Source organism: Rhodococcus sp. NPDC057135 (assembly GCF_042670865.1).
In the GTDB taxonomy this organism is placed as follows: domain Bacteria; phylum Actinomycetota; class Actinomycetes; order Mycobacteriales; family Mycobacteriaceae; genus Rhodococcus_F.
This window is the reverse complement of record NZ_JBHUUU010000003.1, coordinates 208,488-234,483: the sequence shown is the minus strand read 5'-3', so window position 1 is coordinate 234,483 and position 25,996 is coordinate 208,488. Positions and strand designations below refer to the sequence as shown.

Annotated in this window: 29 protein-coding genes; 18 read left to right on the top strand and 11 right to left on the bottom strand. The window is 62.1% G+C overall.

Annotation, left to right across the window (positions count from 1 at the left end; all coding sequences use genetic code 11):
* Window positions 1-82: 82 nt before the first annotated feature.
* From ACFT1A_RS06565 to ACFT1A_RS06540, 6 genes are all read left to right on the top strand, one after another.
* On the top strand, window positions 83-2,968 hold the full coding sequence (locus ACFT1A_RS06565) for an ATP-binding protein (RefSeq protein WP_378446309.1): 2,886 nt from the start codon (window positions 83-85) through the stop codon (window positions 2,966-2,968).
* Complete coding sequence (locus tag ACFT1A_RS06560; protein WP_003940329.1) at window positions 2,965-3,381, top strand: roadblock/LC7 domain-containing protein; 417 nt, start codon at window positions 2,965-2,967, stop codon at window positions 3,379-3,381. Before ACFT1A_RS06565 ends, ACFT1A_RS06560 begins: the two co-directional genes overlap by 4 nt.
* Before the next feature lie 5 nt (window positions 3,382-3,386).
* Complete coding sequence (locus tag ACFT1A_RS06555) at window positions 3,387-3,761, top strand: DUF742 domain-containing protein (RefSeq protein ID WP_378446308.1); 375 nt, start codon at window positions 3,387-3,389, stop codon at window positions 3,759-3,761.
* Window positions 3,742-4,329, top strand: a complete 588-nt coding sequence (locus tag ACFT1A_RS06550; protein ID WP_378446307.1) for an ATP/GTP-binding protein — start codon at window positions 3,742-3,744, stop codon at window positions 4,327-4,329. Before ACFT1A_RS06555 ends, ACFT1A_RS06550 begins: the two co-directional genes overlap by 20 nt.
* A gap of 40 nt (window positions 4,330-4,369) precedes the next feature.
* Window positions 4,370-5,164 (top strand): MHYT domain-containing protein, encoded by a 795-nt coding sequence (locus ACFT1A_RS06545; RefSeq protein WP_378446306.1) that lies wholly within the window; start codon window positions 4,370-4,372, stop codon window positions 5,162-5,164.
* Window positions 5,165-5,255: 91 nt separating this feature from the next.
* Window positions 5,256-5,522 (top strand): hypothetical protein, encoded by a 267-nt coding sequence (locus ACFT1A_RS06540; protein WP_378446305.1) that lies wholly within the window; start codon window positions 5,256-5,258, stop codon window positions 5,520-5,522.
* A 7-nt stretch (window positions 5,523-5,529) separates the two neighbouring features.
* Here the strand turns inward: ACFT1A_RS06540 and ACFT1A_RS06535 are convergent, their stop codons facing one another.
* On the bottom strand, window positions 5,530-5,988 hold the full coding sequence (locus tag ACFT1A_RS06535) for a GNAT family N-acetyltransferase (RefSeq protein ID WP_378446544.1): 459 nt from the start codon (window positions 5,986-5,988) through the stop codon (window positions 5,530-5,532).
* A gap of 56 nt (window positions 5,989-6,044) precedes the next feature.
* The gene (locus ACFT1A_RS06530; RefSeq protein ID WP_378446304.1) at window positions 6,045-6,632 is read right to left on the bottom strand and encodes a helix-turn-helix domain-containing protein; all 588 of its coding nucleotides are present in this window, start codon (window positions 6,630-6,632) and stop codon (window positions 6,045-6,047) included.
* 71 nt (window positions 6,633-6,703) lie between these two features.
* Between ACFT1A_RS06530 and ACFT1A_RS06525 the strand changes: the two genes are divergently transcribed.
* Window positions 6,704-7,732 carry an NAD(P)/FAD-dependent oxidoreductase gene (locus tag ACFT1A_RS06525; RefSeq protein WP_378446303.1) on the top strand — a complete coding sequence of 343 codons (1,029 nt, stop codon included), beginning with the start codon at window positions 6,704-6,706 and terminating at the stop codon, window positions 7,730-7,732.
* Between the two features lie 7 nt (window positions 7,733-7,739).
* On the opposite strand, the gene ACFT1A_RS06520 is transcribed toward ACFT1A_RS06525, so the two are convergent.
* Window positions 7,740-8,021 (bottom strand): winged helix-turn-helix transcriptional regulator, encoded by a 282-nt coding sequence (locus ACFT1A_RS06520; RefSeq protein WP_378446543.1) that lies wholly within the window; start codon window positions 8,019-8,021, stop codon window positions 7,740-7,742.
* A 135-nt stretch (window positions 8,022-8,156) separates the two neighbouring features.
* Between ACFT1A_RS06520 and ACFT1A_RS06515 the strand changes: the two genes are divergently transcribed.
* Entirely contained in the window at window positions 8,157-8,939 is a 783-nt protein-coding gene (locus tag ACFT1A_RS06515; protein ID WP_378446302.1) for an SDR family oxidoreductase, read from the top strand.
* On the opposite strand, the gene ACFT1A_RS06510 is transcribed toward ACFT1A_RS06515, so the two are convergent.
* The 3 genes from ACFT1A_RS06510 to ctaD are packed head-to-tail and all read right to left on the bottom strand — an operon-like array spanning window position 8,906 to window position 11,654.
* Window positions 8,906-9,325 (bottom strand): DUF5313 family protein, encoded by a 420-nt coding sequence (locus ACFT1A_RS06510; RefSeq protein ID WP_378446542.1) that lies wholly within the window; start codon window positions 9,323-9,325, stop codon window positions 8,906-8,908. The two genes, ACFT1A_RS06515 and ACFT1A_RS06510, sit on opposite strands and share 34 nt — an antisense overlap.
* 55 nt (window positions 9,326-9,380) lie before the next feature.
* Window positions 9,381-9,854, bottom strand: coding sequence for a MarR family winged helix-turn-helix transcriptional regulator (locus ACFT1A_RS06505; RefSeq protein ID WP_378446301.1), 474 nt, complete (start codon window positions 9,852-9,854; stop codon window positions 9,381-9,383).
* A gap of 45 nt (window positions 9,855-9,899) precedes the next feature.
* Window positions 9,900-11,654 carry a cytochrome c oxidase subunit I gene (gene ctaD / locus ACFT1A_RS06500; protein ID WP_378446300.1) on the bottom strand — a complete coding sequence of 585 codons (1,755 nt, stop codon included), beginning with the start codon at window positions 11,652-11,654 and terminating at the stop codon, window positions 9,900-9,902.
* A gap of 203 nt (window positions 11,655-11,857) precedes the next feature.
* Between ctaD and ACFT1A_RS06495 the strand changes: the two genes are divergently transcribed.
* Window positions 11,858-13,009 (top strand): NADH:flavin oxidoreductase, encoded by a 1,152-nt coding sequence (locus ACFT1A_RS06495; protein WP_378446299.1) that lies wholly within the window; start codon window positions 11,858-11,860, stop codon window positions 13,007-13,009.
* Window positions 13,010-13,072: 63 nt separating this feature from the next.
* Here the strand turns inward: ACFT1A_RS06495 and ACFT1A_RS06490 are convergent, their stop codons facing one another.
* Window positions 13,073-13,921 (bottom strand): aldo/keto reductase, encoded by an 849-nt coding sequence (locus tag ACFT1A_RS06490; protein ID WP_378446298.1) that lies wholly within the window; start codon window positions 13,919-13,921, stop codon window positions 13,073-13,075.
* Between the two features lie 130 nt (window positions 13,922-14,051).
* Here ACFT1A_RS06490 and ACFT1A_RS06485 point away from each other — a divergent pair, with 130 nt between their 5' ends.
* The 3 genes from ACFT1A_RS06485 (at window position 14,052) to ACFT1A_RS06475 (ending at window position 17,353) form a co-directional block, all read left to right on the top strand.
* Entirely contained in the window at window positions 14,052-14,648 is a 597-nt protein-coding gene (locus ACFT1A_RS06485) for a class I SAM-dependent methyltransferase (protein WP_378446297.1), read from the top strand.
* An 89-nt stretch (window positions 14,649-14,737) separates the two neighbouring features.
* Entirely contained in the window at window positions 14,738-16,369 is a 1,632-nt protein-coding gene (locus tag ACFT1A_RS06480; RefSeq protein ID WP_378446296.1) for an ABC-F family ATP-binding cassette domain-containing protein, read from the top strand.
* A 144-nt stretch (window positions 16,370-16,513) separates the two neighbouring features.
* Window positions 16,514-17,353 carry an aldo/keto reductase gene (locus tag ACFT1A_RS06475; protein ID WP_378446295.1) on the top strand — a complete coding sequence of 280 codons (840 nt, stop codon included), beginning with the start codon at window positions 16,514-16,516 and terminating at the stop codon, window positions 17,351-17,353.
* A gap of 12 nt (window positions 17,354-17,365) precedes the next feature.
* Here the strand turns inward: ACFT1A_RS06475 and ACFT1A_RS06470 are convergent, their stop codons facing one another.
* The 3 genes from ACFT1A_RS06470 to ACFT1A_RS06460 form a co-directional block, all read right to left on the bottom strand.
* A complete protein-coding gene (locus ACFT1A_RS06470) occupies window positions 17,366-17,941 on the bottom strand; it encodes a TetR/AcrR family transcriptional regulator (protein ID WP_378446294.1) in 576 nt (191 codons plus the stop codon).
* Window positions 17,942-18,355 (bottom strand): VOC family protein, encoded by a 414-nt coding sequence (locus ACFT1A_RS06465; protein ID WP_378446293.1) that lies wholly within the window; start codon window positions 18,353-18,355, stop codon window positions 17,942-17,944. It lies immediately after the preceding gene.
* A gap of 76 nt (window positions 18,356-18,431) precedes the next feature.
* Window positions 18,432-18,851, bottom strand: a complete 420-nt coding sequence (locus tag ACFT1A_RS06460) for a hypothetical protein (RefSeq protein ID WP_378446292.1) — start codon at window positions 18,849-18,851, stop codon at window positions 18,432-18,434.
* Window positions 18,852-18,957: 106 nt separating this feature from the next.
* Between ACFT1A_RS06460 and ACFT1A_RS06455 the strand changes: the two genes are divergently transcribed.
* From ACFT1A_RS06455 to ACFT1A_RS06430, 6 genes are all read left to right on the top strand, one after another.
* Window positions 18,958-19,281 carry a helix-turn-helix transcriptional regulator gene (locus ACFT1A_RS06455; RefSeq protein ID WP_378446291.1) on the top strand — a complete coding sequence of 108 codons (324 nt, stop codon included), beginning with the start codon at window positions 18,958-18,960 and terminating at the stop codon, window positions 19,279-19,281.
* Complete coding sequence (locus ACFT1A_RS06450; protein ID WP_378446290.1) at window positions 19,274-19,819, top strand: hypothetical protein; 546 nt, start codon at window positions 19,274-19,276, stop codon at window positions 19,817-19,819. The genes ACFT1A_RS06455 and ACFT1A_RS06450 overlap by 8 nt, the downstream gene beginning before the upstream one ends.
* 43 nt (window positions 19,820-19,862) lie before the next feature.
* Window positions 19,863-20,759 carry an ABC transporter ATP-binding protein gene (locus tag ACFT1A_RS06445; protein ID WP_003939757.1) on the top strand — a complete coding sequence of 299 codons (897 nt, stop codon included), beginning with the start codon at window positions 19,863-19,865 and terminating at the stop codon, window positions 20,757-20,759.
* Window positions 20,756-21,949, top strand: coding sequence for an ABC transporter permease (locus tag ACFT1A_RS06440; protein WP_003940506.1), 1,194 nt, complete (start codon window positions 20,756-20,758; stop codon window positions 21,947-21,949). The genes ACFT1A_RS06445 and ACFT1A_RS06440 overlap by 4 nt, the downstream gene beginning before the upstream one ends.
* Window positions 21,950-22,042: 93 nt before the next feature.
* Window positions 22,043-23,530, top strand: a complete 1,488-nt coding sequence (locus tag ACFT1A_RS06435; protein ID WP_378446289.1) for a carboxyl transferase domain-containing protein — start codon at window positions 22,043-22,045, stop codon at window positions 23,528-23,530.
* Entirely contained in the window at window positions 23,527-24,582 is a 1,056-nt protein-coding gene (locus tag ACFT1A_RS06430) for a hypothetical protein (RefSeq protein ID WP_378446288.1), read from the top strand. The genes ACFT1A_RS06435 and ACFT1A_RS06430 overlap by 4 nt, the downstream gene beginning before the upstream one ends.
* Before the next feature lie 4 nt (window positions 24,583-24,586).
* On the opposite strand, the gene ACFT1A_RS06425 is transcribed toward ACFT1A_RS06430, so the two are convergent.
* The gene (locus tag ACFT1A_RS06425) at window positions 24,587-25,858 is read right to left on the bottom strand and encodes an MFS transporter (protein ID WP_378446287.1); all 1,272 of its coding nucleotides are present in this window, start codon (window positions 25,856-25,858) and stop codon (window positions 24,587-24,589) included.
* Window positions 25,859-25,996: the final 138 nt, after the last annotated feature.

Genomic DNA, 25,996 nt, shown 5'->3' with positions numbered 1-25,996 from the left:
AACTACTCCTTCTGGTCAAACCGGATCGAAGGGGTTCGGGCAATGACCCACGGGGGGTTGACGTGAAGGGGCCATGTTCCGCATGAAACACGATTCACACACGACAACCTCTTGGTGGTCGATCGGCGAATGGCGCCTGGGATGGAAGGTCATCGCTGTCCTCGCACTGCCGATGATCGTTGCCGTTGTCCTCGGAGCCCTGCGAGTTCAGACAGAACTCGAAGAAGCCGCACAGCTGAGTTCGTCGTCCGAGCGCGCCCTCGCCGTGCCTGCCGCGATCAACCTGGAATCAGCGTTGTACGAACTCGCCGAAGCAGCATCGGCACGCTCCGACACCGGTCCTGCCACACAAGCGGTCTCCGACGCGATGGACCAACTCGTCGATGCCGCCCGCACCTTCCAGTCCGACGATGCCCTCAACGACCAAGTGACTTCGGCGTTGGCCGAGAGCCGTTCCATCACCGAGGAGATCGCAGCCGGCGCGGTGGCTCCCGCACGGTTGGTTTCGCGGGTCGGTGAGGTCTCACGAGCCCTCTCCAGCACCTTCACCAGCGTCGTCGAGCATTCTCAGCGCCCAGTCCTGCGCGAACAGGGTGGTCGACTCTCCGCGCTCTGGGAAGCGCGACGAGCCCTGGCCGAACAACGAATCCTCTTCGGCTCAGGCGATCCGGACCAGCAGGCTCGAACCTCGATGGTCAGCGCCGCCGGCGCCGAACTGGTCGCTCTGAACAACATCCTCACGATCGACGGAACCAACGACACCGTCCAGGCACTCAGCAACTCGGCTCAGAACCGGATCAACGCACTCGGATCAACTCCGTCGACTTCTCCTCTGGGCAGCCGTGTCGGCGCCGATCTGAAATCTGGAAACGAGCAGTACAACAGCCTTACGGACACCACCGTCACCGAGTTCGGCGACGCCGTCACCGCTGAATCCAACGCCGCACGAACCGCGGCACTTCGCGACACTGCAATTGTGCTCGGCGCGGTTCTGCTGGCCCTGGCCATCGCCCTCGTCATCAGTCGATCGCTCATCGATCCGATCCGCCGATTGCGATTTTCCGCCTTGCAGGCAGCCAGACGCGGACTTCCCGACGCGATCGAACGAATTCGCGCAGGTGCCAGTACCGACGAACTCGACTTTGCCCGTGTCCCGATCCGCACCCACGAGGAAATCGGCGAGCTCGCACGCGCCGTGGACGACATGCACGGTCAGGCGATCACGCTCGCCGGCGAGCAGGCCACCCTGCGGCGCCAGGTCAACGACATGTTCGAAACGCTGTCGAGGCGCAACAAGTCCCTCGTCGACCAGCAACTCGGTTTGATCGAACAGCTCGAGCAGGACGAAGACGACCCGCGTCGCCTCGAGAATCTGTTCCGCCTCGACCACATCGCCGCGAGAATGCGTCGAAACGGCGACAACTTGTTGGTTCTCGCCGGAACCGATGTACGCCGTGCCAGGACCGCCCCCATCGCCCTCGGCGATACCCTTCGCGCCGCCGTGTCAGGCGTCGAGGAGTATCGACGCGTCGAACTCGGGCAGATTCCGCCCGGAGTCGTCACCGGTCATGCGGCCCCCGACGTCGTTCATCTCATCGCCGAGCTGCTCGACAATTCGCTGCGGTACTCCCCACCGGAGACCACCGTCTCCATCAACGCCGCCCGCACCATCGACGGCTCCATGATCGTCGAGGTCGCAGACCTCGGTATCGGCATGTCGCCTGCCGATATCCTCGATGCCAACGAGCGCCTCGCCGCCGGCGGCGAGATGAGCGCGGATACAGCGCGTCGCATGGGCTTGTTCGTCGTGAGCCGAATCAGTCGTCGCTACAACATCTCTGTGCGCCTGCGCCCGACGGCAACGTCGTCGACGCACAGCGGCATCACCGCAACGGTGCTCCTACCGACGTCGATTCTCGATTCTTCGCGGGCGCCCGAGATCCGCACGCCGCGAACCGGACCCGCTCCCACGCTCGATCGGACTCCCCCTCCCGCACCGACCGCACCGTCTGCACCCTCATGGTCACAGCCCGCCCCGACCGAATCCGCACCTCCGCGGCCTGCGACCCGAAGCTTCGCCGATCTCCCGCGTCGAACGCCCGCCAACAGCACCGATCGGACTGAGACGTTCGCCCCGATCACATCGCAGTCGACGCCGCCGGCTACAGCGCCTTCGGGTTTACCGCGTCGCACCCCGGGCACAAGCGGAGTACCGGCGGTCAGCACCTCGACTCCGACTACTTCGGCACCCGCCGCGTCGGTGTCATCCTTCGCTCCTCTACTCGATCCTGCGAGCACACACGCGTCGACGTCTCTTCCCTCTCCTGCTCCGTCGCCGGAATTCACCTCTCCGGCACAGGGTCCCGAGACCACGATGGGTCCACAACCGTCGACAACTCCGCCGCCGCGGCACCGGCTCTCAGCCCCGACACCGACAAATACTGCGGCGTTCTTCTCCTCGCGTACCCGTGACGGGCTCTCCGCCCGACCCTCGGCGCGCGCTGACAGCGCAGGCGACGGCAACTCGAACGGCGCACCCGCTGCCCCGTCCACGATGCCGATTTTTGCTCGGATGGTGTCGGAGTGGCTCGTCGATCCAACGGCGGAGACGTCAGCGGCTTCCACCGGCAGTCCGTGGACCACGGACGCCGATCAAGGCTGGGTGGCTGCTCGAACGTCATTCGAAATGCCGGTCACCAAGATCGCCGATTCCGGACTTCCCATTCGGGACCGCGGAGCCCGGCTGGTCCCTGGCGCCGTCGGCGGCGGCGGCGGTGGCGGTGGCGGTGGCGGTGGCGGTGGCTCGACACAGCGCCATGCATCCAATCCGGCCGACGTCCAACGTGGTTGGAGCAGTTACCAATCCGGAGTACAACGAGGGCGTCGGCACGCCGCCGACCATCAGCGCGATGGCGGACAGTCTTTCGAATCGTCCACGATGTTGCACAACGATGAAGGAGAACAGTGAACACTGTCGGAGCCCAAGAGACTCCCCGCGCACTCGACTGGCTGGTTTCGGCTTTTGCCCGAGACGTGCCGGGTGTGAGTCACGCGATCATCGTCTCAGCCGACGGCTTGTTGACGGCCTCGAGCACACACCTTCCACTCGATCGGGCGGATCAATTGGCCGCTGTCACTTCCGGACTCGCCAGCCTGTCCGCAGGTGCATCACGCCTCTTCGACGGCGGGGCCGTCATGCAGTCCGTCGTCGAGATGGAGAACGGGTATCTACTTCTCATGGGTGTCGGTAGTGGTGCTTACCTTGCCGCCCTCGCCGTTGCCGGATGCGACATCGGCCAGATCGGTTATGAAATGGCGACTCTCGTCGATCGCGTCGGGACAACCATGGACATTGCCCCGCGAACATCGCAGGGTATTTGAGTTCGATGCCTCACCATCAATCCGAGTACGACGACGCCGAACCGAACTTGGTCCGGCCGTACGCGCTCACCGAAGGTCGGACCCTGCCGTCCATAGACCTCCCGCTCGAAGCGATCATCGCGACGATCGAAGACGTGGTTTCGAACAATCTTGCACCGCAGGATATTCGTGCGTCGATCGTCGCACTGTGTGAGCAGCGGATCTCGATAGCCGAGATCGCTGCCTACCTGGGTGTTCCGATCGGCGTCGTGCGGGTACTGGTTGCCGACCTCGTAGTAGCCGGATCACTGGAAATACATGCCACTCTGCGAAGCGACGCATCTCGAGTCGAGCGACGCGAACTGATCGAAAGGACCCTCAGTGGACTTCGGGCACTCTGACTCATCGTCTCGCGTGAAATCGACAAAAATCGTGATCGCCGGGGGTTTCGGTGTTGGCAAGACAACGCTTGTGGGGACCGTCTCCGAAATCGTCCCCCTTCGCACGGAGGCCATGGTCACCGACGCCAGCGACGGTATCGACAATCTCGGATCCACTCCCGACAAGAGCACCACGACGGTCGCGATGGACTTCGGACGCATCACTCTCGCTGACGACCTGGTCCTCTATCTATTCGGGACCCCGGGGCAGCGTCGCTTCTGGTTCATGTGGGACGACCTCATCACCGGTGCAATCGGTGCGGTCATTCTGGTCGACACTCGCCGTCTGGAAGACAGCTTCGCCGCCGTCGACTTCTTCGAGGCACGAGGGCTCCCGTTCATCGTGGCGGTCAACCGTTTCGACGGCGCACCAATCCATTCGGCGAGCGATCTCCGGCAAGCGTTGGCTCTGCCCAACCGCGTTCCCATGATCGAGATCGACGCCCGTAACCGCGAATCGGCCAAACGCGCGCTGATCGCCATCACCGAGTACTCGCTCGAACGACTCGCAGCCGAAGCAGTCGTCTAGATGAATCACCAGATGCGAATCGTCGCCGAAAGGAACTGGCATGTCGGATGAAATGCACCATTTCTCGATGGGAATCTGGCTGCTCGGGCTCGCCTACGTCGTGTCCGTGGTCGGGTCGGTGGTCGGCCTGGCGTGCACCAGACATTCAGCGTCGGCGACGACAACCGCCACACGCATGCGATGGCTCGCCATGGCTGCCCTGTCGATCGGTGGCGTCGCCATCTGGCTGATGCATTTCATCGCCATGCTCGGCTTCGCAGTCCCCGGCAGTCCCATTCGATACAACCTCGGATGGACCGTGATCTCTGCAATCATCTCGGTGGGCGCCGTGTTTGTCGGTCTGCTGATCATCGGGACCGAATTTCGCTGGTCTCGGCTCCTGATCGGGGGCGTGGTGACCGGCCTCGCCGTGAACATCATGCATTACACGGGTATGCGCGCCTTGCGCTTTCAGGGTGAGATCCGCTACGACATGCTCTTCGTTGCGCTGTCGGTTCTCATCGCAGTCGTCGCCGGCACCGCCGCATTGTGGTTCACCATGGTGCTCGAGTCGACGATTCTGCGTATTGTCGCCGGAATCATCATGGGTATCGCCGTCGTCGGTATGCACTACACCGGAATGGCCGCAGTCGAGGTTGTCCACGACGCGGCAGCCCCGGCGCCGCAGGGGCTCGAAGTGTTCTCCTTCCTCTTCCCCGTCTTCGTTCTCGGCTTGCTGGCGTTGGCAGTTCCGATTGTCGCGGTGCTGACAGCGCCCAACCGTGCGACGGCTCGGATGGAATCCGCCGCCGACGACCTGGCATTCGAAGCTCGAGAGTTCGCGATCCCGAACTGAGAGGAGTACGGGGCGAGTCGGCGTAAATCGACGACGCCCCGTACATTTCGAGTGACTCTCGGTCGTGGTCGAATGCGTCAACCCGATCGAGGTGACACGAAACGCCTGGTCCGCTACCGCACAACATAATTCGGCGCGCTTGCTCAACGTCGAGGTCATCTGTTCGGATCCCGACGAGCACCGCCGGCGCGCGGAGCAGCGCGTCGTCGACATCCCGGATCTTGCACTACCTACGTGGCAGGAAATCCTGGATCGAGACTACGAGCCGTGGACCACGGAACGGCTGGTGCTCGACACCGCAATCATGCACTCCGACAGTGCAGTACAACGCATCACTGCCCAAATGTTCATTGTGTGAGTGCGGTTCACAGAGCGAGAACAAAGAACGCACTGTTCGGATCTTCGCGGTAGTTCCCGAACGGTGGACACGGCACAAACCCGAATTTTGCATACAGTCGACGTGCCGGATCGAAGAAGTCTTGCGTACCGGTCTCCAATTCGAGTCGCCGGTAGCCTCGCTGCCTCGACTGGTCCACCACGTGTTGAAGAAGTCGCGTTCCCACTCCGCGCCCACGACCTGCCGAAGATGTTCGCATCGACTTGATTTCACCGCCGCTCGACGACCGTTCCTTGAGCGCTACACAACCGAGTAGCTCATCACCTTCGCTCCATAACGTCCACATGGTCACTGAGCTATCCGTCAGACCTGCGACGTCCAGCGCGTGAACGCTCTCTGCGGGCGAGGTCGCATGCATGTCCGCGAGATGTTCGGTCAGTAAGGCACGGACCGCATCCCGACTCAGGTCGTCAACTTCGATTCGCACAGATCCCTCACCGTCCACTTTGCTTCCGCCGGCATCGAACAAAGTATGACTGTCCGTCACTTCGCCGAAGGCTTGGCCCGGACGTGGATGCGTTCTCCTTGCGGGCCGAACAGACTCAGCACCTCGACCGGGCCGCGGCCGTCACTGCCGAACCAATGCGGGTTTCGGGTGTCGAATTCAGCAGCTTCACCCGTACCCATCACGATGTCGTGATCGGCCAACACCAACCGCAACCTCCCCGACAACACGTACAGCCATTCGTAGCCGTCGTGCACTTGGGGGTCCGGTTCCATCTGGCTTGCTGGGATGGTCATCTTGAATGCCTGCAACCCACCCGGTTGCCGAGTCAACGGCAATACCGTTCGCCCACTGACGCTTCGAGGCGCACTCTGGATGCGTGGATCGGCGACCTGCGGTGCCGCCACCAGCTGGTCCAACGGCACTTGGTGGGCAAGCGCGATCGGAAGCAGCAACTCCAGACTGGGGCGACGCTCCCCCGCTTCGAGCCTCGACAGAGTGCTCTTCGAAATACCGGTGGACTCGGACAGCGCTGTGAGCGTGACGTTCCTCTGTGTACGAATGCGTTTGAGGCGCGCGCCGATCTGCGAGATAGCGGCATCGATGTGCGGACCGTTGACATTCATGGTCCGAGTCTGACGACGATTCCCAGAAATGGCAACATTAGTTGCTGAAGCTCCTCATCCGCAGGCAACCTGTGCTCATGCGAACACACACTGAAACAGAGATCCTCGATGCCGTGATCGTTGGCGGTGGCGCGGCCGGACTCAGCGCAGCCCTGGTGTTGGGTCGTGCGCGGCGCACGGTCGCCGTCATCGATTCCGGCAAACCGCGCAACGCGCCGGCAGCACACATGCACGGCTTCCTCTCGCGAGACGGCATGGCGCCCGGTGAGTTGCTCGCCGTCGGGCGCAGCGAATTGCAGACGTACGGAGTGGAATTCAAACAGGATGACGTTGTCGACATCTCTTGGCGCGGTATCGAACCTGGCTTTGTCGTCGAACTTTCAGGAGGCACAACCCTCGAGACCCGCACTCTGCTCGTTGCCACGGGCTTACGGGATTCACTCCCGGAAATACCGGGTATCCAAGAGCTTTGGGGACAGAGCGTGCTCCACTGCCCGTACTGCCATGCATACGAGATCAGTGACGAGCCGATCGGCGTTCTCGGCGGCGACGCTCGCGAGATGTCACTTCACCAGGCGTTTCTACTCCGACAGTGGTCGTCGGATGTGATGTTCTTCCCCCACCACATCTCGCTCACCCCTGACGAGCGCGCGCGACTGGCTGCGCGTGGGGTGACTATTGTAGATGGACAAGTTTCTGGATTGATCTGCGAGAGAGGCGAACTGAAGGCCGTCGAACTCGACAACGGGCAATTAGTCCCTCGCTCAGCACTGTTCGTTGCGCCGCGTTTCATTCCGAACGACGCGCATCTGACGCGACTCGGGTGCAAAACCGGCCCTACGGGATTCGTGGCTGTCGACCCTTCCGGCGCCACCAGCGTTCCAGGCGTCTGGGGCGCCGGCAACGTCGTCGACCCTCGCGCTCAGGTGATAGGCGCTGCCGCTGCCGGGTCGACGGCGGCAATCGCGATCAACGGATACCTGCTCGAGCAAGATGTCGAATCGGCTCTTCGTTCGACCGAGCCTGTGGGCGGCTTCTCGGCGGCCGTGGAGCAACGCGTCTGTGAGATGAACGGCGGCAGCACCCTCCACGGTATGTGACACGGCATCACACCCTGCGACTCATCGCGGCAGACCACTCGTCGGCCCAAAACCACAATGGTCCCAACGCCGGACCTAGTCCCAAGCCCAAAGTCGTAAGCTCATATGCCCCGTCGTCGTTCGTCTCCACGATCCCACTTTCGCGCAATCCGCTCAGCCGACGCGCCAATACACTCGACGAAATGTCGTCCGTACGGCGCTTGAGTTCCCGGAATCCGACTGCCTCATCGCGTAACTCCCAGATTATCCGCAGCATCCAACGCTGCCCGAGCAAATCGAGCGCAGCCATTATCGGTCGGCCTGTTTCCGAACCACGAACGGGACTACCTGGCGTCGGATCATTTGCGCTTCTCATTTCGAACTACCATAGTGGTTCTAAATCAGAAGCGGGCAGGGGAGTTCGCCGACCGAGGGGGATCAGATAATGTCCGAACACACTGCATGTTCGAGTGAGCGCCACGGCCGGGTCATTCTTGTCACCGGAGCATCGCGCGGGGTCGGTGCTGAAACTGCAAGGATTCTGGGACAGTCGGGGGCCACTGTTGTCGTAAATTTCCGCGAGAAGGCAAAGCGGGCCGAAACCATCGTCAGCGAGATCACTGCCGCAGGAGGCAGCGCATGGGCGGTGCGCGCTGACCTCACTGATGAAGCCGAGGTCGACGACATGTTTGAAGAGATCGAGCGTCGCTACGGTGCGCTCGATTCCATCGTTTTGAACGCTTCGGGAGGTTTGGAATTAGGTGCCGCCTCCGACTACGCCATGACGCTGAATCGCGATGCACAAATTTCACTTGCCGATCGCGCATCAATACATCTGAGGCGAGGAGGACGAATCGTCTTCGTCACGAGCCATCAATCGCATTTCTACGGCCAGAGGCCCGTTCCCAAGCAGTACGAACCGATCGCGAGAAGTAAGCGTGCGGGCGAAGACGCGCTTCGCGGACGAATTCCGAATCTGAACAATCGCGGAATCCGACTGGCCGTCGTCTCCGGCGACATGATCGAAGGCACTACTGTCGTCACACTGCTCGCGCGCCGTGAACCCGACTTGGTCGATCAGCGACGAGAACTTGCAGGCTCATTACCGACCATCCGCGAATTCGCGACGGCGGTTGCCCTTGCGACCGAGTCGACCGAACCGTCGGGTACAACCGTTTACGTCGGGGGCGCCGACTACGTCGCGGGGCCGCCGTGCAACTTCTCGTAGGCGGCCTTCTCGGCGTCGTGGCGCGAGATCTTTTTCGGGTTCTCGAGGTCGGAAGGCAAACCGTGACGCTCCAGGCGACGCGACCTGTTCTGAGCCATGTAGGAGACCGAATAGAACAGTGCCAGAAGTACTCCGAGCAGCACCATCGATGCCCGCAGGGCCAACGGCCCGGGGAAGAGCATGAAGGCCGCGAAGACTGGAATGAACGGCACCATGCTGCGGATCAGGTGACGCGGCACAGCCCAGTCACCGATCAGGTCGTTTCGCACCCACTCCTGCATGGAATCGGGCAGCTTGCGCCCCACTGAATAGCCCAACCACTGAAAGGGATTCGGGCTCGTACGTTGCTTTTTGGAAGTCACGGAAGTCACCTGTTCGGTACGCATCGACGGTACTGACGCAGTCATCACGTTTCTTTCGGATGCAGTCATCACATTTCTCTCATTGGTCCAAGGCTCCGGCGCGGAGCGCGGCCTCGTTGACCCGCGTCAGAACGTTGTGGAGTTCTTCGAGTTCGGCGAGGCTCACGCCGAGCTTCGCGACAACCGCCGGGGGGATCTTCTCCGCCTCCGTGCGCAGCGCCACACCCGCTTCGGTGAGGTCCACGTCCAGTTGACGTTCGTCGGCGCGGCTACGGGTTCGCGTGATCAACCCGGACGCCTCGAGTCGCTTAAGGAGCGGCGACAGCGTCGGCGAATCGAGCTGCAGTGCCTGCCCGATCTCCTTGACCGCCATCGGCGACTTTCCCCACAGTGCCAGCATCACCAGATACTGGGGATGCGTGAGGCCCATCGGCTCGAGCAGTGGCCGGTAGACGGACAGCACCGCCCGGTTCGCGACCGCAAGCGCAAAGCACACCTGCCGGTCGAGAGCCAGCGGATCGTCCATCTGCGTCTGCGGAGCCTTCGTCGTCATGAATCCGATGCTATCAGATTAATTAGTGCAGTAACTATTATTGCACTAATCAATTTGGCGATGATCGTCACTCTTCTCCAACGTCGACGTGGGTTGCCCGGTGAGACCCACGTGCGCTTCCGCCCTCATTCGCTCGACCATGTGTGGGTAGTGCAGTTCGAAGGCCGGGCGTTCGCTGCGGATGCGCGGCAGCTCGGTGAAGTTGTGACGCGGCGGTGGGCAGGTTGTCGCCCACTCCAGCGAGTTTCCGTAGCCCCACGGATCGTCGACGGTGACAACTTCGCCGTAGCGGTAACTCTTGAAGACGTTCCACAGGAAGGGCAGCGTCGACGCACCGAGCACGAAGGCGAAGATCGTGGACACCGAGTTGAGCACGGTAAATCCGTCCGAGGACAGGTAGTCGGCGTAACGACGCGGCATGCCCTCGCCGCCGAGCCAGTGCTGCACGAGGAACGTGCCGTGGAAACCGACGAACGTGGTCCAGAAGTGCCACTTGCCCAACCGCTCGTCGAGCAGACGCCCCGTCATCTTCGGGAACCAGAAGTAGATGCCGGCATAGGTGGCGAACACGACCGTGCCGAAGACCACGTAATGGAAGTGGGCCACAACAAAATACGTGTCGGTGACATGGAAGTCGATCGGCGGACTCGCGAGGATGACACCCGACAGACCACCGAAGAGGAAGGTGATCAGGAAGCCCACCGAGAACAGCATCGGCGACTCGAAAGTCAACTGCCCCTTCCACATCGTTCCGATCCAGTTGAAGATTTTCACACCGGTCGGCACGGCGATCAGGAACGTCATGAACGAGAAGTACGGCAGGAGAACAGCACCCGTCGCGTACATGTGGTGAGCCCATACCGCGATCGAGAGGGCAGCAATCGCGAGCGTCGCATAGACCAATCCGGTGTAACCGAAGATCGGTTTACGACTGAAGACCGGGAAGATCTCCGAGACGATTCCGAAGAACGGCAACGCGATGATGTACACCTCAGGGTGACCGAAGAACCAGAACAGGTGCTGCCACAACAGAACTCCGCCCGATGCCGGGTCGAAGATGTGCCCACCGAGGTGACGGTCGACGAACAGACCCATGAACGCGGCGGTCAGGAGCGGGAACGCCATCAAGATCAAGATACTGGTGATGAAGATGTTCCAGGTGAAGATGGACATGCGGAACATCGTCATGCCGGGTGCTCGCAGGCAGATCACGGTGGTGATCATGTTGACCGCACCGAGAATGGTGCCGAGGCCACCAACCGTCAGACCGAAGACCCACAGGTCAGCTCCGACGCCGGGGCTGTGTACCGCGCCGGAGAGCGGGGTGTACGCCGTCCAACCGAAGTCGGCGGCGCCGCCCGGCGTGAGGAATCCGCCGAGGACGATGAGGCCACCAAAAGTGAAGAGCCAGAACCCGAATGAGTTCAGACGCGGGAACGCCACGTCGGGTGCACCGATCTGCAGCGGAAGTATGTAGTTCGCGAACCCGAAGACGACTGGGGTCGCGTACAGCAGCAGCATGATCGTGCCGTGCATGGTGAACAGCTGATTGAACTGTTCGTTGGAGAGGAACTGCATCCCGGGAACGGCCAGTTCTGCGCGCATGAACAGCGCCATCAGACCGCCGATCAGGAAGAACACGAACGCAGTGATCAAATACATGATCCCGATCTTCTTGTGATCGGTCGTCTTGATCATCTCGAGCATCCACGACCCCTTGGGATCACGACGCTTCGGATACGGCCGCTCCGGAATCGGCTCCAGCTCTCCGGCCCGCTCGTTCGGCACCGTCGTTGTCATGCTCGCGCGTCCTCTTTCGTGCTCGATACCGCCCTCAGAAACTTTCTGCACGACCATATCGCATGTTAATAGTTAATGCACAAACTAAGTTGGGTCTACATAGATACTGAACGAAAACCGAACGTACGCAACCTTTTGTAGATTTCAGGGAGATAAACTCATGCGGCGGAATAGGTCGAGGGTCCGCTGTGTTGATCAAACCCGTGACTCTTCCCGACACATCGACAGCACCCGAGGCCTCCGCGTTGCGCGGCCTCTTCGAGCCTTTCGAGGTCAAATCACTCTCGTTGCGCAACCGTTTCGCCATGGCCCCGATGACGCGCGCCTTCTCGCCGGACGGAATCCCCGGCGCCGACGTGGCCGAGTACTACCGTCGTCGCGCAGCAGGTGGTGTCGGCTTGATCATCACCGAAGGCACGTACATCCCGGACCCGGCAGCCGGCCCGCACACCCGCGTACCGCGCATCTACGGTGATTCGAGCCTGGGCGGCTGGAAGTCAGTGGTCGACGCAGTCCACGCCGAGGGCGGATCGATCATTCCTCAGCTGTGGCACCTCGGAGTCGAGCGCGGTGAGAACTCGCGTCTGAACCCCGAGGTCGAAACCGTCAGCCCCTCCGGTTTGGCGCTGGACGGCACCCGTTTGGGACGCGAATTCACCACGTCGGATCTCGACAACTTGAAGCAGTCGTGGGTGGACGCCGCGCTCAACGCGAAGAACACCGGCTTCGACGGTCTCGAGTTGCACGGCGCGCACGGCTACCTGCTCGACGAATTCCTCTGGGAAGGAACCAATGTCCGGACCGACGGATACGGCGGATCACTCGAGGCTCGCACCCGTTTCCCGGCCGAGGTCGTCGCCGCAATCCGAGAGGCAGTCGGGAACGAGTTCGCGATCGTCTACCGATTCTCGCAGTGGAAGTCCGGTCAGTACGACGCTCGTATCGCGCAGAGCCCGGCAGAACTCGGCCGCATCCTCACTCCCCTGGTCGACGCCGGCGTCGACGTCCTGCATCCGTCGACGAGGCGTCATTGGGAACCGGCATTCGCTGAGCTCGACGGTGAAGACGGCAAACTCGGCCTCGCCGGTTGGACCAAGAAGCTGACCGGGTTGCCGACCATCACCGTCGGTTCGGTCGGACTCGATTCCGTGTTCACAACGGCATTCACCGGCGACGCTGCATCGGCTGTCACCGGACTGGAGCGTCTCGAAGCTCAGTACGAGAACGGTGAATTCGACATGGTTGCCATCGGACGCGCACTGCTCGCCGATCCCGAGTGGGTCGACAAGCTCCGCACCGGACGCACGGACGAGCACATCGCATTCACTGCAGAACATCGCACACACCTGAACTGACCTCGTACGACAAAACGGCACTCCCGCGATTGCGGGAGTGCCGTTCAAGGTCTATGGGAAGTTCTAGCTGCCGAGCGTGACCGGGTCGGGGCCGATACGGCCGGCTGGGTCGTCGAGAGCGCCGACCGCGTTGATCTGTTCCGGAGTCAGTTCGAAGCCGAAGACATCGAAGTTGGCGGCGATACGATCGGGGGTCACCGACTTCGGGATCACCACGTTGCCGATCTGCAGGTGCCAGCGAATGATGACCTGCGCCGCGGTGACGCCATGAGCGTCGGCGATGGCAGTGATGACGGGGTCGCCGAGAACGGTTCCCTGGCCGAGCGGGCTCCACGCTTCCGTCGCGATTCCCTTGCCGGTGTGGAAGGCGCGCAGTTCTGCCTGGTTGAACTTGGGGTGGAGCTCGATCTGATTGAGGACCGGCACCTCACCGGTTTCACCGATGACACGCTCGAGGTTCTCGATGGTGAAGTTGGAGACACCGATGGAACGAACCCGTCCGTCGGCCTTGAGCTTCTGGAATGCCTTGAACGTCTCGACGTACAGGTCCTTGGACGGAACCGGCCAGTGGATCAGGTACAGATCGAGGTAGTCGAGACCCAACTTGTCGAGGCTGGCGTCGAATGCGGCAAGCGTCGAGTCGTAGCCCTGGTCGTCGTTCCACAGTTTCGTCGTGATGAAGAGGTCTTCGCGGGCGATGCCGGATTCGGCGATAGCGCGGCCGACGCCCACCTCGTTGCCGTAGATCTTGGCGGTGTCGATACTGCGGTAGCCGGTCTTCAGGGCGGTGGAGACGGCTTCCTGCGTTTCGTCGTCCGGAACCTGGAACACACCGAATCCCAGTGCGGGGATCGTCTTACCGTCGTTCAGAACAATTGTCGGTACGGAGGTCACATCGTTGGTTTCGGTCATATTCGGAACCAACGCGTCAGAGCACGGAGGCATTCCCCGCTGAACATCCGGGGAGTGCCCTTGTACCCCCCGAAATGCCGGTCTACCTTGGAAGACAAGTATTGGAATCGCCTCGAGAAAAGAGAGAGCGATGAATCTTTCATATCGTCTCGCCTACAAGGTCGGCGTCACTCCGTGGGAGCACACCGGGCACGGGTTCGACGCTCAACTGTCCGGACTTCTCGACGCGATTCCTGTTCCGGAAGGTGGCCGTGCCCTCGATATCGGCTGCGGCACCGGACGTCATTCGATCGAGCTGGCGCAGCGCGGTTGGCACGTCACCGGCGTCGACGCCGAGCAGGAGCCGTTGGACAAAGCGCGCGTTCATGCACGTGAAGCCCACGTCGACGTCAGGTTTCTCCACGAGGACGCGGCAGACCTGCACATAGCCGTCGACGGTGGGCACATGCTGGTGCTCGACATCGGCTGCTTTCACGGGCTGTCCGAACATCAACGACGGGACTACGGGAGGTCGGTCAACGCGATCACCGCGCCGGGCGCGTCCATGGTCATGTTCGCGTTCGGGCCAGGTCACCGCTGGCCGATGCCACACGGCGTCTCCGAAGAAGACGTCATGCGCGCATTCGACGGTTGGTCGACGGCCTCGAGCATGGCCGCGGACGTGAGCGAATCGCCACTTCCGGTCCGTGCGGCACATCCGTGCTGGTATCACCTGATTCGGGACTAAATGCTGTGCGCCTTTATTAACCGCCCGCGGTTAATAAAGGCGCACAGCACCGATTAACACGGGCGCACAGCACCAGGGATACTTCTCGGGTGACTGCAACACTGCGCATCAGCGGCCTCTCTGCCTCCCGGGGAGAACGCACCCTGTTCTCCGACCTCGATCTGACGGTGGCGCCCGGCGACGTCATCGGCCTCGTCGGGGCGAACGGCGCCGGCAAGTCGACGCTTCTCACTGCACTGGCCGGAATCGGAACCGCCGACGTCGAGGGTTCGATCATCCTCAGCCCACCAGACGCTGCGGTGGGTTACCTCGCGCAGGAACCCGACCGCATCGAGGGTGAGACCGTCCTCGAGTTCCTCGGCCGACGCACCGGGGTCGCGCACGCCGAGGCGGTTATGAACACCGCGGCCGAAACGCTGGCTGAAGCCGAAGAGGATCTGTACTCCCCGGCGCTCGAACGCTGGCTCGCGCTGGGCGGCGCCGATCTGTTCGAGCGCGCCGAGAAGGTAGTCGAAGAACTCGGACTTGGCGTATCCCTCGACGCTCACATGACGGCATTGTCCGGCGGTCAGGCCGCACGCGCCGGCCTCGCATCGCTGCTGCTTTCGCGCTACGACATTCTCCTGTTGGACGAGCCCACCAACGATCTCGACTTGCGGGGTCTCGAGCAGTTGGAACGATTTGTCGCCGAGACCCGAGCGGCGCTGGTCGTCGTGAGCCACGATCGCGAGTTCCTCTCGCGCACGGTCACGGGGATCGTGGAACTCGATCTGGCACAACAGGACATCGCCGTGTACGACGGCGGCTACGAGTCGTACCTCGCCGAACGCGAGATAGCCCGCCAGCACGCACGCGAGGCCTTCGAGGAATATGCCGGCACCCGCTCCGATCTCGAAGATCGTGCACAGATGCAGCGCAACTGGATGGAACACGGCGTCCGGAACGCGCGCCGTAAGGCCAAGGACAACGACAAGATCGGACGCGGATTGCGGACCGAGTCGACGGAGAAGCAAGCCGCGAAGGCCCGCCAGACTCAACGCCGCATCGAGCGACTCGAAGTTGTCGAGGAACCGCGTAAAGAGTGGGAACTTCGTATGGAGATCGCGGCAGCTCCGCGGTCCGGTTCCGTTGTCGCAACCACAAACGGCGCCAAGGTGACGCGCGGTCAGTTCACGTTCGGTCCGGTCACGACGCAAATCGACTGGGGCGATCGAATTCTCGTCACGGGCGCGAACGGGGCAGGCAAGACCACCCTCCTGAACGTCCTGCTCGGCAAACTCGTCCCGGACGAGGGCATCGCATCTTTGGGTTCAGGTGTCGCGATCGGTGAGATCGATCAGGCGCGCGGATTGTTCGAAGGCGATCAACCAGTAGTCGAGGCCTTCGGTGCTCAGGTTCCGGACTGGCCAGACGCCGATGTCCGCACGCTCCTCGCCAAGTTCGGCCTGCGTGGACACCACGTGCTCAGATCTGCCGCTTCACTGTCCCCCGGCGAAAGAACAAGGGCTGCACTGGCTTTACTCCAGGCCCGCGGCGTGAATCTACTGGTCCTGGACGAGCCGACGAACCACCTCGACCTTCCGGCGATCGAACAACTCGAGCAGGCGATGGAGTCGTTCGAGGGAACCCTCCTCCTCGTAACTCACGATCGACGCATGCTCCAATCCACCCGCAGCACGCGGCGGTGGCGGATGGAGAACGGACAACTCTTCGAGGAGTAGCCAACAGCGCTGCTTGCGCAGACAACCCGCGTGTGCAACTATTTATCAGGCGTACGCAATAGTTGCATGCGCGGCATAGGTGGTTCACGGGCGACACGATCCCCCGGTCGGACCGCCATACACAGTCCTGAAAGGCACTCTTCAATGTTGTCGATCCCCGACCGCACACTGACTCACGGAACCACCGGCGAACCGATCACCATCCCGCAACTCGGGTACGGCGTTTTCCAGGTACCGGACGCCCAGACCGAAGAGGTCACCGCCACCGCTCTCGAGATCGGCTACCGCCACATCGACACGGCCGCGATCTACGGAAACGAGGCCGGGGTCGGCCGCGCCATCGCCGCTTCGGATATTTCGAGGTCAGAGCTGTTCGTCACCACCAAGCTGTGGAACGACGATCAAGGCCACGACCGAGCGCTCGCCGCATTCGACTCGAGCCTCGACAAGCTCGGCGTCGATTACGTCGACCTGTATCTGATCCACTGGCCGGCGCCGGCAAAGGGCCTGTTCGTGGAGACCTGGGCCGCTTTCGAAGAGATTCTCGCCTCCGGCCGCGCCCGTGCGATCGGTGTCTCCAACTTCCTCCCCGAACACCTCGACCTGCTGGCCCAGCACAGCTCGATCACCCCAGCCGTCAACCAGATCGAACTGCACCCCAGACTGCAACAGCACGTGTCACGGGAGTACGCGCAGAGTCGCGGCATCGAAATCGAGGCCTGGAGTCCGTTGGGACAGGGAACTATCCTCGACGACCCGACCATCGGGAAAGTTGCTGCAGCACACGGAAAGAGCCCAGCGCAGATCATCCTGCGCTGGCATCTCGAGCAGGGACACACCGTACTGTCGAAGTCGGTCACACCAGCCCGCATGCGCGAGAACGCCGCGATCTTCGACTTCGCACTCGATGCCGACGAGTCAGCTGCCATCGCAGCGTTGAACACCGCCAGCCGTGTCGGACCCGATCCACTCGAATTGAACTGAATCAGAACGACTTCAGAGATTCTCGTGCGGAGCCAACGTCAGCAGAACCGAATCGACAGCCTGCTCAGCCAGGAGCGCGTCCAGCGGTAAGTGACGGAACAACGCTCGGTAGTAGATCGGCGACGCCAAGGCGTCCAGGACGAAGTCCAGGTCGAAGTCGCTCCGAATGTCGCCGCGTAGACGCGCCGATTCCAGCACTGCCGCAGTGGAATCGCGTCGCGGCTGAAAGAATGCCGACTGGAAATCCCGCGCCAATTCCGGGTCCGCGGCCAGATCCACGACCAACGCGGGCAGTATCCGACCAACTACCGTTTCGCTCAGTCCCACAACCAATGTCGTGATGCCGGCGACCAGGTCTGCCCTGAGATCGCCGGTGTCCGGCGTTGGATCAGTGCCGATATGCGCCACGACGACATCCACCACCAGGTGCCGCTTCGACGGCCATCTACGGTAGATGGCGGGGCGATGTACACCCGCCCTCGTCGCCACCGATCCGATCGACAGCTCCGCATACCCGTTCTCCCCCAACAATTCCAGGGTCGCGGACAGTACTGAATCGTCGATCCGCTCGTCGCGGGCGCGCACCATCTACAGCACCGGACGCGGCATGAGCACCAGCCGCCAGCCGTCAGGGTCTTCGAAAGTCATTCCCGCATTCTCCTCCCAGTACGGATTCTCGGCCTCGACGGGTTCGTGCCCCGCCTCACCCAGTCGCTGAACCACCTCGTACATCGCCGACTCGCCGGCAAAGTAGAGCACCAACAGATTGTCCTGCGTCGGCGCCGGGCACGGGCTCCCGTCTTCGTGGGTGGTGAATTCGAGGTGATAGTTCGCATCCGGCAACCCCAGCATGATCCCGTCGTAGCCGGCGTGCCCGGAAAACCGGTAGAGCTCCGGCAACCCCAGGCAGTCGCGATAGAACGCAATCACGTCGTCGAGTCGGTCGGTGGGTCTCGCTACCCGCACTTGCGCCACTGCGAGGTCGTTCGGCCAAGTTGTCATCACCAAACGGTACAGTACGTACCGTAACACTTTGAGTATGAGCCCGGCCGCCCCTCCACAGCCGACCTCGCGAGACCTACAAACGATCATTCTCCGGAAACGCCGCCCTGGGCATGAACTTCGGCCTGGCGAACAACACCGACAGTTTGGTGGGCTGCGACTCCACCGGGCGATCGGACCGATACAACAACGCCTGCTGCGGGGTGCTCACCCATTCGCTGGCGAAGATCTCGCCGAGACGCGAAACCGGCACGTGCGACCCGTCCTCGAGCCGAACGGTGACGTCACCCGTGGTGTCCGACTGGCCGTACACGACCCACCATGACTCACCTTCGACATCCCCCGGAGTGTGCTGACCGATACCGATGACGGCACCTTTCTCCATCGGATCCCGCCAGAGCGGTTCGCACCCTTGCGGTCCCACGCTGAAGCTACCGTCCTCGCGCACCTGCACGACCAGGCAGGACTTCTCGAGCACCAACTGTTCGACCACCATGTGAAGCCCCTTCCATTGCCCGAACCCTATCCGCCGGCATCACCCAGAAGCGGGACAATCGCGGTTCGCGTTGACAAACTGTTGGGTTTTTACAACACTTTGATGCATGAGCCCAGTCCGGCGGGGAGACGCGCTCCCTATCTTCAATCGCATCGGAGTGCTTCGCGCCGAGCGGAAGATGAGTCGGGCCCAGCTTGCACAACTCGTCGACGTCAATCCGCAGACGGTGGGGGCACTCGAACGCGGCGACCACTACCCCAGCCTGGATCTTGCATTTCGGATCTGCTGGGTATTCGACCTACCGGTCGAGGCGGTGTTCTCGCGGACGGAGTTCGGGCCGCTGTCGACGGAGGTCTACCGGAATGCACCGTCGACGGAGGTCTACCGGACTGACCGCATTATCGAGGGGAGTGAAAAGCCAAGTGCCTGAATCGAATCTGATCGACCGCTACCAGGCCCACCGCACTCGGCGGTTCCTGCAGAACGAGGAGACGTTCCGACATTGGCTCCCGAATTGGCGGACCCGTCGACGTCGGCGCGTACTCGTCGTCGCCCTCGGAGTCCTGTTCACCACCATGGTTGCCGTCGGCATAGCGTGCCTGTTCAATCCGCTCTTCGCGGTGGCTTGGCCGATCCTCACCGTGTTGTTCCTGCCCACGTGGTCCTCGCTTCAAATCGTGTCGGGTCGGCAAGGGGATGCGCCGCGGCACGCTCTCGACGAATGGGAGATCCAGCAACGCAACGACGCTCGTTCCGTCGGGTTGAGCGTGACCCAAACGTTGGTGTTCATTGTCGCCATTTTCCTCATTTTCACCTCGTCGGTGCAGTGGAATGTAGAGAGGCTGCCTTACACGGGAGGTTTATTGGCACTGACTGCAATGCTGATCGGCGCGTGCACGCCCGCGATGATTCTCTCGTGGACCAATCCAGACCCGGATCCGATTGATTCGGAAGAGTTCGACCTCTGACCCGTATTACCGAAGCGCACCACTCGACCGATGGGAAGGACCCATGTCAGCCACCCTCACGATCGACGGCATCTCGAAACGCTACGGCGACGTCGTTGCACTCGACAACCTGAGTTTCGAAGTCCGCCCAGGCGAGATCTTCGGATTTGTCGGCAGTAACGGCGCCGGCAAGACGACCACGATGCGCATTGCGTTGGGTGTGCTCGGAGCAGATTCGGGCGAAGTTCGTCTCGGCGGCAAACCCGTCGACCTCGACGTGCGTCGCACTATCGGATACATGCCGGAGGAACGTGGCCTCTATCCCAAGATGAAGGTGGGCGCGCAACTTTCCTATCTGGCCGAGCTACATGGACTCTCGAAAGCCGACGCGCATGCGGCCACTGAGCGGTGGACCGAACGTCTGGGCATCGCCGAACGCGTCAAGGACACCGTCGACTCCCTCTCCCTCGGTAATCAGCAACGAGTTCAGCTGGCAGCGGCGCTGGTTCACGATCCTTCGGTACTCGTTCTGGACGAACCGTTTTCGGGTCTGGATCCGGTAGCGGTCGACGTCATGAGTGACGTGTTGGTCGAGAAGGCCCGCACCGGTGTTCCCGTTATTTTCTCGAGCCATCAGCTGGATCTGGTGGAGCGCCTGTGCGATCGCGTGGGCATCATCAGCCGCGGCAGCATGCGAGAGATCGGAACTGTCGACGAACTACGAGGCAAGGGGGACGGCCGAATCGAAGTCTTCGCCCCTGACGCGCCGGTCGGTTGGGCACACCATCTGATCGGTGTCACCACGCTGAGCCACCTCGACGGTCGAACACTCCTGAGCGTCGACGGCACCGCCGACGATCAGCAGATCCTGCATGCAGCGTTGAAAACCGGTCCGGTGCACGAGTTCACGCTGCGGCGTCCGTCACTGACCGATCTGTTCCGAGAGGTAGTAGCCGCATGAGCAACCAGTTGAGTGGAGGTCGAGCCATCGGGTTGGTCGCTCGACGCGAATTCATGACGCAGATCTCGAAGAAGAGTTTTGTGATCAGCAACGTCATCATTCTGGTCGCGATCATCGGCGGCATCATCGCCTTCTCACTCTTTTCCGGTGGCGACGAGGACAAGTCGAAGATCGGCTTGGTCGGCAACCAGTCGCTCAGTGCCACGATGGTGTCCATCGGCGACACCCTCGGAAATCCGGTGACGGTGACGGAGGTTTCCGACGACGGGACCGCGCGTGATCAGGTCAAGGACGGCGACCTCGACGTGGCCGTGATCGCTGGATCGGGTGGCGGCGTCACTGTCGTGACCAAGAAGGAAGTGCCCACGAATCTGCGGGCCGTCATCGAGAGTTCCGTTGCACAACAGGCACAGTCGAATGCGCTTTCCGCCGCAGGGATCGATCCGGCTCAGCTCGCCGAAGCCACGTCCACCGCAGTGGTCACCATCGATGCCATCGATCCCCCGGACCCCGAACAGGGCCAACGCATAGCGATGTCGATCGCTGCCGTGGTACTCCTGTACATGCAGATCTTGCTGTTCGGAACGTACGTGGCGATGGGCGTCGTCGAGGAGAAGTCCAGTCGCGTCGTCGAGTTGCTGCTCTCCACTCTGCGTCCGCTGCAGTTGTTGTGGGGCAAGGTTCTCGGAATCGGCGCTGTCGGCCTGATGCAGATGGCTGCTTATGCTGTCGCGGGCGTCGCCACAGGATTGGCGACGGGTGTCCTGACCGTGACGGGCACCGCGATCGGTGTTCTGTTCGGCACTCTCGGGTGGTTCATTCTCGGCTTCCTCTTCTTCGCCGTGCTGTACGCCGCTGCCGGATCCATGGTCTCGAGACAGGAAGACGTCAATGCCACCGCGATGCCACTCGCACTGCTTGTCATGGCAATGGTCAGCGTGGCTTTCGTCTCGGTGAGCAATCCCGAAGGAACCCTGAGCAACGTGCTGAGTTGGATTCCGCCGTTCTCGGCCATCCTCATGCCCTTGCGTATTTCCGCCGGTGTAGCTTCTCCTTTCCAGATCGTGGGAACCATTCTGTTGATGCTGGTCGTGACTGCTGCGTTGTCGATGATCGCGGCAAAGATCTACCAGCGCTCCATCCTTCGCATCGGCAAGGTCGTTTCATGGAAGGAAGCGTTCGGACGCTGATTCTCCGGCGCACAACTGACGCCACGCGATCCCGGCGGCACCCCGTCCAGGTAGGTTCATCCTGGACGGGGTGCTGCTTACTTGGAGGACGTTGTGCGAATCTCGGCCGAAGAACTACTCACTGCGGTACTCGATCCCGAGAGCTTCGTCTCGTGGGACTCCCCGCCCGTCGACGTCGGGCCTGGGCCGAAGTACGCGGAAGACCTGAAGAAGGCCCGCGAGAAGAGCGGAGTAGACGAGTCCGTCGTCACCGGTGTCGGCACCGTTCGGGGGCGTCGGGTCGCGGTAATTGCCTGCGAATTCAGCTTTCTCGCCGGTTCGATCGGAGTTGCTGCAGCCGAACGGATCGTGACCGCCGTCGAACGTGCTACGGCAGAACAACTCCCACTGCTCGCCTCGCCCACCTCCGGCGGAACACGAATGCAGGAGGGAACCGTCGCGTTCGTTCAGATGGTGAAGATCGCTGCGGCAGTGGCTGTTCACAAGGCTGCACACCTGCCCTACCTGGTGTACCTGCGTAATCCCACCACTGGCGGGGTTTTTGCGTCGTGGGGATCTCTCGGCCACATCACCGTCGCGGAACCGGGTGCACTGGTGGGTTTCCTCGGCCCCCGTGTCTACGAATCCCTCTACGGCGAAAAGTTTCCCGATGGGATTCAAACCTCCGAGAACCTGTACCGCAACGGCGTGATCGACGGCGTCGTCCCGGTGGACCGCCTCCGACTACTGGTCAATCGAGCGCTGTGCGTGCTCACCGATCCCCCGACTCCGGCAGTCGCGGACCCGATTCCCTCGCCCGAGATTCCCGATGTCCCTGCCTGGCAGTCGGTGATGCTCTCGCGCCGGGCGGATCGACCAGGCATCCGGCAGTTGCTGCGCCATGCCGCGACCGAACAGGTACCACTCAGCGGCACCGGGCAGGGTGAAACCGACAAGACGATCTTGCTCTCGCTCGCCCGCTTCCGAGGCTTTCCGTGCATCCTGCTCGGCCAGGACCGCAGTGGACAATCCGCGCTCACCACGATGGGACCGGCCGCGCTTCGTGAAGCGAGACGGGGCATGAAACTTGCCGAAGAACTACAACTCCCGCTCGTCCTCGTGATCGATACTTTGGGCGCGTCGCTGTCCAAGGAAGCCGAGGAACGTGGGCTGGCCCCTGAGATCGCCCGGTGCATCGCCGACCTCGTGACGCTGAAAACCCCGACAGTGTCAGTGCTGCTCGGTCAGGGAACCGGCGGTGGCGCTCTGGCGCTGCTACCTGCCGACCGGGTACTCGCGGCACAGAACGGGTGGCTCGCTCCCCTGCCGCCGGAAGGCGCAAGCGCGATTGTCCATCGCGACATCAGTCACGCCCCGGAGATGGCCGCAGCGCAGGGAATTCGTTCGTTGGATCTGCTGCGAGACGGCGTGATCGACGCCATCATTCCCGAAACCCCTGACGCGGCCGACGAGCCCGTGGAATTCTCCAAGAGAGTAGGGGCAGCAATCGCGCACGAACTCTTCATTCTCGCCGAGGAGTCAGACACCGATCGCCAGTCCTCCCGTATCGCGCGCTATCGAAACCTGGGAGTTCCGCAATGACGACGAAGGACCGGACTGCACTGACGCTGCCACACAGTTACGACCGTGCGGCACTCGCTCGTTTCGAGCTGTTCCTGTTCGCCGCCGTAGCGACCGTGCTGATCACCCGTGCCTACCTTGCGGCAACCGGTTATCCCCAGATCGGGGGCGGCTCCCTCCACATCGCTCACGTTTTGTGGGGTGGATTGCTGATGGCCGTCGCCATCGTCTCGACCGCCATCACCGAAGGCTCTCGCACGCGCGATCTGGCGACCTTCGTCGGCGGAATCGGATTCGGCCTCTTCATCGACGAGGTCGGAAAATTTGTCACCGCCGACGTCGACTACTTCTACCAGCCTGCAATCGCGATCATGTACGTCGTCTTCGTACTCTTCTATCTGGCCGCGCGCGAGGTGGTGATTCGGCGCGGTATGAATGATCGTCATCGGCTCGCCATCGGCGCGCGAGCGCTCTCGGACCTCGCCCTCGGCCAGCTCGACGAGATCCAGTACAACCACGCCCTCCGAGTGCTCGACGGCGTCGAAGACCGCAGCCTCACCGGCCTCGTCGACTCGATCAAGGCCGGCCTGCACACACAGACTCCGCCGGTCGGCGGTATCGAATCGAAGATCACGCGTGCTCGCAACGTGTTCTTCCAACGGGCCGAAGCACTGCTCGGGCACCGACTCGTCCGCCGACTGGTACTGACGCTGTTCGTATTGCAGGCCCTCCTCGCGGTAGTCCAGGTGATCTACGCACTCGTCTCCGAGAACGGCGTCGAAGCTGACGACGTCTCCGATCTCGTCGTCCAGATCTCCACGGCTGCAACCGGAGTTCTTGTGGTTCTGGGAGTGTGGTTCCTCTTCCGCGGTCCGTACCTCCGGGCCTTGCGGCTACTGCGCGCATCGATCGTGGTGAGCCTTCTGGTGACGCAGGTGTACCTGTTCACACAGGACCAGTTCGGCGCGCTGTTCGGTTTTGCCGTCTCGCTGTTCATGCTGGCGACTCTTCGTATCGCGATTCGAAGCGAAGAGGCCGCAGCAGCTCACCGCCGTGATTCGCCACCACGGTGATTCTCTAGCGCAGTGTCTCGGCGGGCCGACTCGGTAGATCGCGGATGCCGCGCAGTGGACTGAAGAGCAAGACCAATCCGCACGGCGCGATCAGTCCGGCCATGATCCACATGGTTCCGCGCACACCTACGAGATCACCCAGGAAGCCTGCCAATAGTGCACCCAGCGGAATAGTGCTGTGCAACAGGAACATACTCGTCGCCACCACTCGACCGAGACGGTCCGGCGGACAGTAACTCTGACGGAAGCTGCCGAGCACTACGTTGCAGGACACGACGCCGGCAATCATCACCATTCCTCCCGCACAGAACCAGAACAGGCCGGCGCCGTACGTCGTCAGAGGTGCCAACAGGATGAACGGCCCCGTCACCAACTGACAGATGAGAACGCTTCGGGCAGTACCGAATCGGCGCCCGAGCGGGCGCGCGACCATCGACCCGACAATTCCGCCGACCCCGGCAATGGCCAACAGAAGTCCGAGTCCGAACTCCCCCACGCCAACCGTCTTTTCGAGGAAAACGATCTGGATCGTGGTGTACCCGGCGAGACCGAAATTGAGAAGAGTCCCGTAGACGACGATGGGCCGCAGATACGGATCAGCTGCGACGAATCGCAGTCCGAGCGCTATCTGGCGCCGAAACGGTTCTCGGCCGCCGTGTCCGCGGTCAACCGTTTCCTGCGCACGAATCAGCCAGATGCACACTAAGCAGAAGACGAAGGTGAACGCATCGACCAGCAGACCGGCTGCCAGCCCGACAGTCGCTACCAACAGTCCACCGATACTCGGGCCGATCACCCGGGTTGCGGCCTCGGCGCCCTGTATCTTCGAGTTCCCTTCGACCAGATCCGCTTCGTCGAGCACCGTGGGGAGATACGCGTGGTAGGCCGCCTGGAAGAAAACGGTGGCCGTACCGGTGAGCAGAGCGACCAGAAGCAGGTGGCCGTATGTCACCGCCCCCATGAGGCCGGCGATCGCGACGCTCGCGAAGAGCAGCGCGCACGCAGCGTTCGCGATCATCATGATCGGACGGCGAGGCAGCCGGTCGATCCAGGCACCGGCGGGTAGCCCGACGATCAACCACGGCAACCACACCGCCGAGGCCAGCGCACCGATCTGAAAGTTACTTGCTTCCAATTCGCGAAGCGCGATCAACGGCAACACGACGGTCGTGACACCGTTTCCGATGCCGCTGACGGCGTCGCCGGTCCACAGAAGCCGGAAATCGCGCTGAGCGAGGACTCCCCAGAAGCCCGCACGTTGCGCCGTATCCGTCACACCGATTCCCCCTTCAGTCCCTGGCCCAAGTCCTTGGCCTATCCCACCCACCGACGCACCACTGGCCGACGGGACGGGCCCGTCCGGCGCAAACGGACGGTACCCGCACCCACACTGAGGCGCACGGCACTAGCGGTA

Bases quoted from the DNA above. Each gene is read 5' to 3' on its own strand.
- ACFT1A_RS06505 (WP_378446301.1), bottom strand. From the start codon at position 9,854: ATGACGACGAAGGCTCCGCAGACGCAGATGGACGATCCGCTGGCTCTC.
- ACFT1A_RS06520 (WP_378446543.1), bottom strand. From the start codon at position 8,021: ATGGCTGCGCTCGATTTGCTCGGGCAGCGTTGGATGCTGCGGATAATC.
- ACFT1A_RS06485 (WP_378446297.1), top strand. From the start codon at position 14,052: ATGAATCTTTCATATCGTCTCGCCTACAAGGTCGGCGTCACTCCGTGG.
- ACFT1A_RS06530 (WP_378446304.1), bottom strand. From the start codon at position 6,632: ATGAATGTCAACGGTCCGCACATCGATGCCGCTATCTCGCAGATCGGC.
- ACFT1A_RS06445 (WP_003939757.1), top strand. From the start codon at position 19,863: ATGTCAGCCACCCTCACGATCGACGGCATCTCGAAACGCTACGGCGAC.
- ctaD (WP_378446300.1), bottom strand. From the start codon at position 11,654: ATGACAACGACGGTGCCGAACGAGCGGGCCGGAGAGCTGGAGCCGATT.
- ACFT1A_RS06510 (WP_378446542.1), bottom strand. From the start codon at position 9,325: ATGCGTACCGAACAGGTGACTTCCGTGACTTCCAAAAAGCAACGTACG.
- ACFT1A_RS06515 (WP_378446302.1), top strand. From the start codon at position 8,157: ATGTCCGAACACACTGCATGTTCGAGTGAGCGCCACGGCCGGGTCATT.
- ACFT1A_RS06455 (WP_378446291.1), top strand. From the start codon at position 18,958: ATGAGCCCAGTCCGGCGGGGAGACGCGCTCCCTATCTTCAATCGCATC.
- ACFT1A_RS06565 (WP_378446309.1), top strand. From the start codon at position 83: ATGAAACACGATTCACACACGACAACCTCTTGGTGGTCGATCGGCGAA.
- ACFT1A_RS06430 (WP_378446288.1), top strand. From the start codon at position 23,527: ATGACGACGAAGGACCGGACTGCACTGACGCTGCCACACAGTTACGAC.
- ACFT1A_RS06470 (WP_378446294.1), bottom strand. From the start codon at position 17,941: ATGGTGCGCGCCCGCGACGAGCGGATCGACGATTCAGTACTGTCCGCG.
- ACFT1A_RS06490 (WP_378446298.1), bottom strand. From the start codon at position 13,921: ATGACCGAAACCAACGATGTGACCTCCGTACCGACAATTGTTCTGAAC.
- ACFT1A_RS06440 (WP_003940506.1), top strand. From the start codon at position 20,756: ATGAGCAACCAGTTGAGTGGAGGTCGAGCCATCGGGTTGGTCGCTCGA.
- ACFT1A_RS06545 (WP_378446306.1), top strand. From the start codon at position 4,370: ATGTCGGATGAAATGCACCATTTCTCGATGGGAATCTGGCTGCTCGGG.
- ACFT1A_RS06465 (WP_378446293.1), bottom strand. From the start codon at position 18,355: ATGACAACTTGGCCGAACGACCTCGCAGTGGCGCAAGTGCGGGTAGCG.
- ACFT1A_RS06460 (WP_378446292.1), bottom strand. From the start codon at position 18,851: ATGGTGGTCGAACAGTTGGTGCTCGAGAAGTCCTGCCTGGTCGTGCAG.
- ACFT1A_RS06475 (WP_378446295.1), top strand. From the start codon at position 16,514: ATGTTGTCGATCCCCGACCGCACACTGACTCACGGAACCACCGGCGAA.
- ACFT1A_RS06555 (WP_378446308.1), top strand. From the start codon at position 3,387: ATGCCTCACCATCAATCCGAGTACGACGACGCCGAACCGAACTTGGTC.